The sequence below is a fragment of the Bradyrhizobium sp. YR681 genome (assembly GCF_000282615.1).
Classification (GTDB): domain Bacteria; phylum Pseudomonadota; class Alphaproteobacteria; order Rhizobiales; family Xanthobacteraceae; genus Bradyrhizobium.
Genome location: NZ_AKIY01000105.1, coordinates 1 through 10,730, shown reverse-complemented (window position 1 = coordinate 10,730; position 10,730 = coordinate 1). Strand labels below are relative to the sequence as shown.

9 protein-coding genes are annotated in these 10,730 nt (G+C 64.7%); 5 read left to right on the top strand and 4 right to left on the bottom strand.

Translation table 11 applies throughout. The annotated features are described in order from the left end of the window. The 3 genes from PMI42_RS10980 to PMI42_RS10970 form a co-directional block, all read right to left on the bottom strand. Positions 1 to 305 (bottom strand): alcohol dehydrogenase catalytic domain-containing protein (locus PMI42_RS10980; protein ID WP_008133616.1); only part of this gene is annotated, 305 nt, incomplete at its 3' end. Between the two features lie 13 nt (positions 306 to 318). Then, on the bottom strand, positions 319 to 1,932 hold the full coding sequence (locus PMI42_RS10975; RefSeq protein WP_008133615.1) for an acyl-CoA synthetase: 1,614 nt from the start codon (positions 1,930 to 1,932) through the stop codon (positions 319 to 321). A 68-nt stretch (positions 1,933 to 2,000) separates the two neighbouring features. Next, entirely contained in the window at positions 2,001 to 2,780 is a 780-nt protein-coding gene (locus PMI42_RS10970) for a FadR/GntR family transcriptional regulator (protein WP_035965215.1), read from the bottom strand. Between the two features lie 153 nt (positions 2,781 to 2,933). Here PMI42_RS10970 and PMI42_RS10965 point away from each other — a divergent pair, with 153 nt between their 5' ends. After that, positions 2,934 to 4,139 (top strand): ABC transporter substrate-binding protein, encoded by a 1,206-nt coding sequence (locus PMI42_RS10965; RefSeq protein WP_008133611.1) that lies wholly within the window; start codon positions 2,934 to 2,936, stop codon positions 4,137 to 4,139. A 46-nt stretch (positions 4,140 to 4,185) separates the two neighbouring features. Here PMI42_RS10965 and PMI42_RS10960 read toward each other — a convergent pair whose 3' ends face one another. Further along, positions 4,186 to 5,130 (bottom strand): helix-turn-helix domain-containing protein, encoded by a 945-nt coding sequence (locus tag PMI42_RS10960; protein ID WP_008133609.1) that lies wholly within the window; start codon positions 5,128 to 5,130, stop codon positions 4,186 to 4,188. A gap of 281 nt (positions 5,131 to 5,411) precedes the next feature. Between PMI42_RS10960 and PMI42_RS10955 the strand changes: the two genes are divergently transcribed. The 4 genes from PMI42_RS10955 to PMI42_RS10940 all read left to right on the top strand — a co-directional run. Continuing rightward, a complete protein-coding gene (locus PMI42_RS10955) occupies positions 5,412 to 7,295 on the top strand; it encodes an AMP-binding protein (RefSeq protein WP_240535224.1) in 1,884 nt (627 codons plus the stop codon). Between the two features lie 42 nt (positions 7,296 to 7,337). Then, a complete protein-coding gene (locus PMI42_RS10950; RefSeq protein ID WP_008133606.1) occupies positions 7,338 to 8,309 on the top strand; it encodes an ABC transporter permease in 972 nt (323 codons plus the stop codon). A gap of 41 nt (positions 8,310 to 8,350) precedes the next feature. After that, a complete protein-coding gene (locus PMI42_RS10945; protein WP_008133604.1) occupies positions 8,351 to 9,367 on the top strand; it encodes a sugar ABC transporter substrate-binding protein in 1,017 nt (338 codons plus the stop codon). A 77-nt stretch (positions 9,368 to 9,444) separates the two neighbouring features. Further along, on the top strand, positions 9,445 to 10,730 hold a 1,286-nt coding region (locus PMI42_RS10940; RefSeq protein WP_035965216.1), incomplete at its 3' end, for an ABC transporter permease.

Below are 10,730 nucleotides of genomic sequence, written 5' to 3'. Positions count from 1 at the left end.
CGGCTGGCCGCCGAGACCTTTCCGTCGATCCAGGACTGGAAGAACATCGGGCAGACGCGATCTCCGACCGCGACGCGACCAACGCCCTCGCCGACCGCGATCACCTCGCCCGCGCCGTCCGAGAACGGGATCAGCGGCAAACGCGTGACGCCGCCCTTGCCCTGGATCGTCAGCAGATCGCGGTAGTTCAGCGATGCCGCCTTCATCCGCACCGCGACCTGACCGGCGCCGGGAACGGGTTCAGGCAGATCGGCCAGCTCCATCCCCTCGATCGACCAGTCGCGCGCGACCTGCCAGGCCTTCATGGCGATCGCCCCGTCAGGTGCCGAAACTCTTCTGGACCGCCTTGTCGAGGGTATCAGCCCCGACGAAGCGCTGGCGCAGCTCGCGCTTGAGCAGCTTGCCGCTGGGGTTCTTGGGCAGGCTGTCGACGAAGATCACGCGCTTGGGCACCTTGAAATGCGCCATCTGGCCGGCGCAGTGCTTCACCACGGCCTCCTCGTCGAGCGTCTCGCCGGTCTTGACCACGACGATTGCGGTCACCGCCTCGATCCAGCGCGGATCGGGCAGGCCGACGACGGCAACTTCCGAGACCGCGGGAATGCGATAGACCATCTCCTCGACCTCGCGGCTGGCGACATTTTCGCCACCGGTCTTGATCATGTCCTTGACGCGGTCGACCACGGTGATGTGGCCCTCGTCATCGACGGTGGCGAGGTCGCCCGAGTGAAACCAGCCGCCGGTGAATGCCGCCGCGGTCTTGACCGGATCGTTGTAATAGCCGGAGAGCAGATGCGGCGAGCGGTGCACGATCTCGCCGACCTCACCGACCTTGACATCCTCCATCGCCGTGTTGACCACGCGCGTCTCGACATTGAGCACGGGCTTGCCGGCCGAGCCGGCCTTGCGCAGCTGGTCGTCCGGACGCAACACGGTTGCCAGCGGCGCGATCTCGGTCTGGCCGTAGAAATTCCAGAATTTTACGGTGGGCAGGCGGCGCTGAAGCTCGAGCAAGACTTCCACCGGCATGATCGAGGCGCCGTAATACCCCTTCTGCAATGTCGACAGATCGGTCTTGTCGAAGTTCGGCGAACGCAACATTGCGATCCAGATCGTCGGCGGCGCGAAAAAGGAGGTGATCCTGTGCGCCTGGATCAACGCAAGAATATTGTCGGCGGTCGGCTTGCCCGTGATCACGCCGGAGGCGCCGAGATAGATCTGCGGCCCGAGGAAGACGTCGAGCTGGGCGCAGTGGTAGAGCGGCAGCGCGTGCAGGAACTTGTCCTCCGCGCTCATGCCGCCGTCGATGATGCAGCTGACATACTGCCACATCACGGCCTCATGGTTCAGCATCGCGCCCTTGGGCAGGGATTCCGTGCCGCTGGTGTAGACGATCTGCGCGAGGTCGCGGCTGTCGACGGAAGCCTCCAGGAACGAGCCGTCCGGATGCAGGAGATCGTCGAAGGTGGTGAGGCCTGCTGGTGCCGTGGCGGACTCCTCGCCCGGCAGCAAGATCATCTTTTCGACCAAGCTGTCCTTGGCCGAAGCGGCGCGCGCCGGCTCGACGAAATCCGGCCCCGTCGCGAGCAGCTTTGCGCCGGAGCTCTTGAGGATGAAGTTGATCTCATCCGGATTCAGCATGAAGTTGATCGGGACCAGCACGGCGCCGATCCGGGCCAGCGCAAAGCGCAGCGCCGCGAAGGCGTGGGAATTGCGCGAGAGCACGGCGACGCGGTCGCCTTTCCTGACGCCGAGGCCGAGCAGGCCGCGGCCGAGCCGGTTGCAGATCGCGTCCATCTCGGCAAAGGTCCAGCTCACGCTGCCGCAGCTCACCGCCAGCTTGTTCGGCTCGCGGCCTGCCGAGCGGCGCAGCAGATCGCCGATGGAATGCTCGCGCGCTTTCGAGATGGTGGCTGCGGTGTCGCCGGTCATGTGTCCCTCCGTGTGATGGCTTTATTTGTTGGATTTCCTGGCTGAAATCTTGCGTCTTCATCAGGCGCCTATCTGCGCCGGGCCGCCTGCGCGTGCTCCATGTACATGTGCTCGACCGACCGATCGAGCGAGGCGATCTTCTCGAAACCGCGCCGCCAGTCCTGCAAGTGCCGGCGTGTCCAAAGCACGCCCGCTTCGCGGTCACGGCGGCGGATCGCGTCGATGAGATGGCGGTGCGCGGCGACGAGGCGCGGGCCGCCTTCGGCCACGCCTGTCACGATCATCTCGGTGGTCGGATAGAACAGCTGCGCCGCCGGCTCGCGCGCGAGCTGGAGCACCCGGTTCTGCGAGGCCTTTGCGACCAGCACGTGGAATTCGGCGTCGCATTCGGCGAGCATCGCGGGATCGCCGACCACGGCTTCGCTGCGCGCAAGATTGTCGGTGAGCTCGGAGAGGTTCTCCTCCGTCGCGCGCTCCACCGCGCCTTCGATGCTCGCCACCTCCAGCGTCATCGAGGCCTCATAGAGTTCGCGGAACGTCACCTCGTGCAGCACCAGCGCGCGGCTGAGGCGGCTTGCAAGCTTGGTGTAGCGCGGCAGGCAGGCGTGCAGGCGGCGCGAGGAATCGCGGCTGATCAGCCCGCCCTCCTCCAGCACGCGAATGCCTTCGCGAATGGTCGAGCGGTTGACGCCGAACTGGCGCACGAGGTCGTGCTCGGTGCCGATGGGATCGCCGGGCTTGATGCGGCCATTGACGATCTCGCGCTCGATGGCGTCGGCGACCTTCTGGTAGGCCGGCGCGACATCGATCGGGCGAAACAGCGGCGCGAGGGGCAAAGGCAGCTCCATTGGCGTTTGTCGGACAAACTATAGGATCGGCTCGACAGCGCGTCAAACAGCGGCTTTTGTGCCGGATGCGCAGCAAATTGACTCCTGGGGAACCCCGCTCTAACTTTGTCGGACAAAGGGACAGAATAGTCCCGCGCAAGAGGAAACGTATCCATGAGACCTATCGCAGCACTCGTGTCTGCGGCCGGCATGCTGTCGGCTGCCCTGATCGTCCCCGCCTCCGCTCAGCAGGCGGCGCTCAAGATCGGCGTGCTTTCCGACTTCTCCTCGGTCTATTCCGACATCGGCGGCCAGGGGAATGTCGAGGCCACCAAAATGGCGATCGAGGACTTTGGCGGGCAGATGTTCGGCAAGCCGATCGACATGGTCGCGGCCGACGTGCTCAACAAGCCCGACGTCGCCTCCACCATCGCGCGGAAGTGGTGGGAGACCGAGGGCGTCGACATGATCATCGACCTGCCGACTTCGGCGACCGCGCTCGCAGTGATGGAGCTGTCGAAGCAGTACGAGAAGATCATGATCGTGACGGATGCGGCGAGTTCCGACATCACCGGCAAATCCTGCTCGCCCTACACCGCGCACTGGACCTACGACACCTATTCCAACGCCCACACCGTCGGCAGCGCCATCGTCAAGAACGGCGGCGACAGCTGGTTTTTCCTTACCGCGGATTATGTGTTCGGCCATTCGATCGAGCGCGACACTGGCGACGTGGTGAAGGCGGCCGGCGGCAAGGTGCTCGGCAGCGTCAAGCATCCGCTCAACACCGCGGACTTCTCGTCCTTCCTGCTCCAGGCCCAGGCGTCCAAGGCCAAGATCATCGGGCTTGCCAACGGCGGCGGCGACACCATCAACGCAATCAAGCAGGCCGGCGAGTTCGGCATCGTCGCCGGCGGCCAGAACCTCGCGGCGATCGTGATGTTCATCTCCGACGTGCACAGCCTGGGGCTCAAGCTCGCGCAGGGGCTGATCATCACCGAGGCCTATTACTGGGACCTCAACGACAAGACCCGCGCCTTCGGCAAGCGTTTCCAGGAGCGCATCAAGCGGATGCCGACCATGAATCAGGCGGCGACCTACAGCGCGACGCTGCACTACCTCAAGGCCGTGCAGGCCGCCGGCACCAGGGACACCAAGACGGTGATGGCGAAGATGCGCGAGCTGCCGGTGAAGGATGCTTTCACCGACAACGGCATCCTGCGCGAGGATGGCCGCATGGTGCACAGCATGTACCTGTTCCAGGTGAAGAAGCCCGAGGAGTCCAAGGGCCCGTGGGACTATTACAAGCTGCTCGCAGAAGTGCCTGCCGACCAGGCGTTTCGTCCGCTGAAGGATGGCGGCTGCCCGCTGGTGAAGTAACGCCGCCGATGACGGACCTGCATCGCGCCTCCGCGTTGCAGGTCCACTAGCGCCGCCGCAGGTCCGACGGGCTGTGGCCGAACTTCCTGCGGAACGCCGTGCTGAAATACGACGAGCTGCTGAAACCGAGCTGATAGGCAACTTCGGTGATCGACCGCGACCGCAGCTCCGGGCGGGTCAGCACATCGTAGCAGCGCTGCAGCCGGCGATCCAGGATCCATTCGGACACCGAGACATCGGTGAGCCGGAAGAGATAATGCAGATGCCTGAGCGAAACGCCGTTGCTCTTCGCGATCTTCTCAAGCGACAGATCCGCATCGGTGAGGTGCGCCTCGATCCAGGCCTTGACCGAGCGCAGGCGGGCCTGCTGCGCGCTCGCATCCTCCGAGAATTCATCCCGCTCGCCCATGTCGAGCGCAAGCGCCAAAACGTCCATCAGCTCGCCGCCCAGTCGCGTTCGCGCGGTCTCGTCGAGCGGCCCGCCTTCGGCGGCGAGCGTCGCGCAGAACTCGGCGGCGATCCGGCCAAGGCCGCGGCTCGTCGCCATCGTCGTGACGACAGGCAGCCGTCCGTCGCTGAAGCGCGCGGAAAATTCATTGCGCGGAATCTCGAGATAGAGCGATCGTACCTTGCCGACGCATTCGAGATCATAGGCCTCGGACGCCGAGAAGATCGCGCTCACGCCGGGATTGGACAGCAGGGTCTGGCCGGCCTGAAGCACGTTGACGCGGCCCTGCTGGACGAATTCGACGTAATAGCAATCCTTGTCGAGCTTTGCGATGTGCCGCTCGCGGCGCGAGATGCGCTGCTCCGACAGCAGGACGTCGGTCATCGTCACGGCGCCGAACCGCGCCTCGCGGATGAAGCCGTGATAGTCGGATCGCTCCTCGGCGTTGACGTCGACATGGACGTAGACGTCGCAGATCGCGCCTTGCCAGGCGGCGTAGCGTTTGGACGGCTCCAGACCGTCTGTCGAAAACACCAGGTTCATCGTCCGCCCATTCGTTGCGCAGCCATGATGAACGTCCTTTGTGCATCGCACAAGCTGGCCGCACACATCGAGATTCTAGAGGGCCGCCGCCTACACGCAAGACCGGTTTGCGCGGAGAAGCAAAAGCTTTGCGCTCCGGAGCAAGCCGCGTTCCGGCATGTGGCCTATGAAGAACAAAAACAGTCAATGAGATAGGCAGGAAACGTTCGCTTGCACCAGCTCGGATCAGCCGCAGCACGATCTGCCGTGCCGCCCGCATGGCGGTGCTCGTGAGCAGCGCCATGCCATCGCCCATCACGACGCGGTTCACGCAGCCGGTCAAGACCATCGCCGATATCGAGGCGCTGGAGCGGCAGCCCTACGATTCCCTCGTCCCGGCCCGCAACCTGCTCGACCTCTTCGACGCCACCGCGCGCCTGCATCCCGACCGTCCCGCGCTGACGGTGCTGACCAAGGGCTCGCTTGTATCAGGCGACGTGACGCTGACGCATCGGCAATTGCTTGCGGAGATCATCCGCGCGGCCAATCTGTTCAGGTCGTACGGGATCGGCGAGAGCGGCGGAACCGCCGCGTTCCTCTGTCCGATCCTGCCGCCGCTGTTTCCCGCATTGCTCGGCGCCCAAATTGCCGGCGTCGCCAGCTCGATCAACTATCTCCTGAACGAGGACGCGATCGCCGATCTGCTCGAGGCGCAGAACGCAACCGTGCTGGTGATCCCGGCCGAAGCCGCCGATCGCGCGATCTGGAGCAAGGCGGCCAATGTCGCGAAACGCGTCCCGTCGCTGAAGACCATTTTTGTGATGGGCGCGAACGGTCTGCTGCCCGACGGATTTATGAGCTTCAATGAGGCAGCCGCGGGCGCGCGCGGCACGCTGGACTTCACGCCTTCGGCCGACCGCAACGCGATCTGCGCCCTCTTCCACACCGGCGGGACCACCGGACGGCCAAAGCTCGTGCGGCTGACGCATGGCAACCAGATCCATGCGGCCTGGAGCTTTGCGCAGGTCCACGGACTGGACGAGCTGGATGCGGCCGTGAACGGTTTTCCGCTGTTTCACGTCGGCGGCACGATGACGCTCGGCCTGTCGATCCTCGCAGCCGGCGGCCATGTGATCATTCCCTCGCCCTACAGCCTCCGAAGTCCCGATGCCATCAGGGACTATTGGCACACCGTGGAACGATTTCGCGCGACTATCGTCAGCGGCGTTCCGACGTCGATTGCCGCGCTTGCCGAAGTCCCGATCGGCTCCTCCGACATCAGCACCGTCCGCATGGCCCTCACAGGCGGAGCCGTGGCGCCGAAGGCCGTCAGCGAGCGGTTTCAGGCGCGAACCGGCATCACGCTGTTCGAGACCTACGGCATGACCGAAACCGCGGCGGCGATCGCGTTCAATCCGGGCCGCGGCACGCCCGTGCAGGGCAGCGTCGGCTTCCGGGCGCCATTTGCGAAGACGAAGATCGTCGCGCTTGACGATGCCGATCTGACGACGGAATGCCCGCCGCTCACCAGCGGCCTCGTGCTCGCCAGCGGACCGCAGGTGTTTCCCGGATATCTCGATCCCCAACACAACAAGGGCGTGCTGACGGACGACCATTGGATCGTCACCGGCGATGTCGGCTATCTCACCGCGGATCAGCGCCTGGTGCTGACCGGGCGCGAGAAGGACCTGATCGTGCGCAGCGGTCACAACATCGACCCCGCCGCGATCGAGGACGTCGCCAACGCCTTCCCGGGCGTGCAGATGAGCTCGGCCGTCGGCATGCCGGACGCCTATGCCGGTGAGGTGCCCATTATCTTCGTGGTGCCGTCGCCGGGGCAAACCATCGACCTCGACCAGCTGCGCGAGCATCTCGAGCGCAACGTCAATGAGCCTCCCGCGAAGCCGAAGCGCGTCGTGCTGCTCGACGCCCTCCCGGTCACGGCTGTCGGCAAGATCTTCAAGCCCACGCTGCGCGACCTGGCCGTTCAGGAGAAGGTCAGGAGCGAGATCGACCGCATCTTCGGCCCGGATACCGCGGCGGAGATTCGCGTCGAGAAGGACGCCAGACTGAATACGCTGGTCCAGATCATCGTGGGCTCCGACAACCAGGACCGGGCCAAGGCCCTCGCCGAAAGCCTGACACCTCTTCCACAGACCTACCGCATCGAGACACGATCGTCATAACGGCCCCGCGAGAGGCCGACGTCGAAGAAAGGCAAGACCGGGATGAAGCGCATTCGGTTCAATCAGCAGGAAATCGTCTTCGCCGTCTTCGCGCTGCTGTTCCTCGTGTTTTCGATCTTCCTGCGCGGCTTTCTGACCGCCGACAACATGCTGACGCTGCTCCAGAACGTCGCGGTGCTCGGCATTCTCGGCCTTGCCATGGCCATCGTCGTGATCGGGCGCGGCATCGACATCTCGCTGATCGCGGCGCTGGCCGTGCCGCCGGGGCTGGTCCTGCAGATGGTGCAGAACGGCCACTCGCTGCCGGCTTCGCTGCTGACCGCCATGCTGCTCGCGATTGCCTTCGGCCTCGTCAACGGCTGGCTGATCGCCTACGCCGAGGTGCCCTCGCTGTTCGCGACGCTCGCAACCGGTCTGCTGCTTGCCGGTCTCGGGCAGGCAGCGCTGTTCCAGCTCGACGTCGTGCAGTGGAGCTCCGGCATGGACGGCTTCGAGCGGCTCGGACAGGGCACCATTCTCGGCATTCCGACGTCGATCTGGATGTTCGCGATCGCCTGCATCGTGGTCGCCTTCCTGCTGCGCCAGACGCGCTGGGGCGCCTATATCTACGCGATCGGCGACAATCCCTATGCCGCCCGCGTGACCGGCATTCCCTCGCGCCCGATCATCGTCCTGCAATATGTCATCACCGCCCTGATCGGCTGCTTTGCCGGCCTCGTGATGGCGGCGTCCGTCAATTCGATGCCGACCCGCATCTTCAACTCGACGCTGATCTACGACGTCATCCTGGTCGTGGTGCTCGGCGGCATCGGGCTGTCGGGCGGGCGCGGCGGCGTGCTGAACGTCGTCATCGGCACGCTCGTGATCGGCACCATGCTCAACGGCATGACCATCATGGACATCTCCTACGCCGGACAGAATCTCATCAAGGGCGTGGTGCTGCTGCTCGCCGTCATCACGGATTCCTTCCTGAATCCGCGCAACGAAGAAACAGCACAGCAGGGCGACATCTGAACGATCCAACAACAACGACAATCACAACCAAGGAGGAAGCGATGAAACATATCGGTAGCCCGACAAAGGCACTCGTTGCCGTACTGGGTCTTGCGGCGATGGCCGCACCGGCCCTGGCCCAGCAGGGCCTCGACGAACCCTTCCAGAAGCCGTTCAAGGAAGCCCTGGCCGGCAAGACCGTGGCCTACGTTCCCGTCGCCATGAATTTCGACCTCACCGAGGGCTGGTATGCCGGCCTGAAGAAGGAGCTCGAGCCGTTCGGCGTCAAGTTCGTGATCCGCGATGCCAACTGGAACACCAATGCCGGCGCCCAGGCGGTGACGTCGCTGATCTCCGAGAAGCCGGCGGTGATGGTGGTTCATAATCCGGACGTGCAGACCTACGCGAAGCTGCTGCAGCGCGCCGAGAACGAAGGCATCTACGTCATCCAGATCAACATGGGCTCGGCCTATCGCAGCTCCGCCTTCGTGGGCGCCAACTGGGTCGAGATCGGCGAGCGCCAGACCGAAGGCGTGGTCAAGGCCTGCGAGGGCAAGTCGAACAAGATCGCGATCATCCAGGGCGCGCTGTCGGCGGCGGCGAGCGCCTATACGCTGAAGGGCGTCGAGAACGTTCTCGCCAAGCATCCCGAAATCAAGGTGGTGTCCAGCCAGGCCGCCGATTGGGACGCTGCCAAGGCCAAGGCGATCACCCAGACCGTGCTGAAGCAGAACCCCGATCTCTGCGGCATCGTCGGCTTCTGGGACGGCATGGACATCGGCACCGCGGCGGCGGTCAAGGAAGCCGGCCTCACCGGCAAGGTGTTCGTGGCGACTTCGGGCGGCGGCGAGCGCAAGGGGGCCTGCGAACTGGTGAAGTCGGGCGCGTTCGATCTCAACATGAGCTACGACGTGCCGACCCAGGCGTCGCAGATGGCCGGTACCATCAAGTGGCTGCTGTCGTCGGGGGTCAAGCCCGGCTCCATCAAGGGTTCGGAATACACCACGCTGATTCCGATCACCAAGGAGAACGCCGATAACCAGATGACCTGCTGGAATCTCAGCGACCTCAAGAAATAATTGTCGCGACGCAAGACCCAGGCGTCCCGGACGATCTCGCGTCCGGGACGCTGTCCCGAAACCTGCAAGGTCCCGGAATGCCGATGCGCGACACCCTGACAAGCCTGCGTTACCGCTACTGGCCCGATCATCTGCTCGGCGAAATCCTCTCCAAGCGATGGACCGAGACGGCCATCCCGGTCATCCTACTCCTGATCGTCGGCCTCGCGCTCAGCCGGTCCATCGACAATTTCCTGTCACCGGCGGCCCTTTCCGACACAGCGCGCCAAGCCGGAGAGATCGGCTTCATCGCGCTCGGGCTGGCGTTGGTCGTCATCGTCGGCGGCATCGATCTTTCCGTCGGCTCGATCTTCGCGCTGACCGATTTTTGCGCGCTCTACTGCCTCGACGTGCTGGGCTGGCCGGTTCCGGCCGTGGTCGCCGCCACCCTGCTCTGCGGCGCGCTGCTCGGCGCGGTCAACGGCGTGCTGATCGGATATCTGCGGCTGCGCGCCTTCATCACCACGCTGATCACGCTGATCATCTACCGGTCGGCCTATGATCTCCTGATCCAGCGCTATTCCAACGCGATCGCGTCGGCGTTCCCCGACATCCCGTCCTGGGATTTCATCGGCGGCGGCAGCGTGTTCGGCATTCCGACCGTGGCGCTCGTCTATATCGCCATCGCGATCTTCGGCCACATCTTCATGACGCGGCTGCGGCCCGGCTGGCACATCACCGCGATCGGCGGCTCGCGCCGCTCGGCGTACAATTCCGGCATTCCCGTCCGCCGCACCATCGCGCTCTGCTACGTCGCAAGCGGCGTGCTGACCAGCGTCGGCGCGCTGTTCTTCGCGTCCCGGCTCGGCACCGTCGGCGGCGACATCGGCGTCGGGCTCGAAGTGATCGTGCTGACCGCAACCGTGCTCGGTGGCATCACGCTCGGCGGCGGCAAGGGCTCGGTCGCCAAGTCGGCGGTCGGCGTGCTGATCGTGCTCCTGATCACAAACGGCCTCACCACCATGAACGCGCGCGGCGGCGTCAACCGGATGGCGCTTGCCGGCATCCTGCTCGCCGCGGCCATGGTCGATATCCGCTGGCAGAAGAACCGGACCCGCATCATCAGCAAGGTCTATGTCGCGCCGACCTATCATTCGCTGCCGCCGCCTCCCCCGACCGAAATCGGCCAAGGCGGCCCGTTCGAGCAAAACGACAAGCTGCGCAACGTCGAGGCGATCGGCCTCGGCCGCATCGAGGCGCCGGAAGACGTCATTCTCGATCGCCACGACAATCTCTACGCGGGTTCGCGCCACGGCGACATCATGCGCTTCCTCGCGCCGGACTATCAGACGATGGAGGTGTTCGCCCATATCGGCGGCCAGCC

What these genes read in the sequence shown, in the direction of transcription:
- PMI42_RS10975 (WP_008133615.1), bottom strand. Translation starts at nt 1,932, where the DNA reads ATGACCGGCGACACCGCAGCCACCATCTCGAAAGCGCGCGAGCATTCC.
- PMI42_RS10970 (WP_035965215.1), bottom strand. Translation starts at nt 2,780, where the DNA reads ATGGAGCTGCCTTTGCCCCTCGCGCCGCTGTTTCGCCCGATCGATGTC.
- PMI42_RS10965 (WP_008133611.1), top strand. Translation starts at nt 2,934, where the DNA reads ATGAGACCTATCGCAGCACTCGTGTCTGCGGCCGGCATGCTGTCGGCT.
- PMI42_RS10960 (WP_008133609.1), bottom strand. Translation starts at nt 5,130, where the DNA reads ATGAACCTGGTGTTTTCGACAGACGGTCTGGAGCCGTCCAAACGCTAC.
- PMI42_RS10955 (WP_240535224.1), top strand. Translation starts at nt 5,412, where the DNA reads ATGCCATCGCCCATCACGACGCGGTTCACGCAGCCGGTCAAGACCATC.
- PMI42_RS10950 (WP_008133606.1), top strand. Translation starts at nt 7,338, where the DNA reads ATGAAGCGCATTCGGTTCAATCAGCAGGAAATCGTCTTCGCCGTCTTC.
- PMI42_RS10945 (WP_008133604.1), top strand. Translation starts at nt 8,351, where the DNA reads ATGAAACATATCGGTAGCCCGACAAAGGCACTCGTTGCCGTACTGGGT.